This window comes from Mesorhizobium sp. M1A.T.Ca.IN.004.03.1.1, assembly GCF_003997555.1.
GTDB lineage: Bacteria > Pseudomonadota > Alphaproteobacteria > Rhizobiales > Rhizobiaceae > Mesorhizobium.
Genome location: NZ_RZTV01000600.1, coordinates 1 through 257, shown reverse-complemented (window position 1 = coordinate 257; position 257 = coordinate 1). Strand labels below are relative to the sequence as shown.

At 63.0% G+C, this 257-nt stretch carries 1 pseudogene; it reads left to right on the top strand.

What is annotated here, in order from left to right:
- Positions 1-257, top strand: a pseudogene (locus EOD29_RS36345) (adenylate/guanylate cyclase domain-containing protein); the annotation flags it as partial.

Genomic DNA, 257 nt, shown 5'->3' with positions numbered 1-257 from the left:
GATTTCGCTGGCGAGCAACAAGTAAAGAATATCAGCCGCCCGGTTCGGATGTACCGGCTGAGGCTGGACGGCAAGCGGCCGCGCTGGACCTTGCGTATGGCGATGCCGAGCTGGGTTGGGACGGCGGCGGCCATCGTACTATTTGCTCTGCTGGGCGGCGGCGGGACATGGTGGTTCTTTCATTCAGCTGCTCTGGGTGCCAAGCCGTCGGTCGCAGTGCTGCCCTTCAACAACTTTGGCGGCGACGACGCCACAGG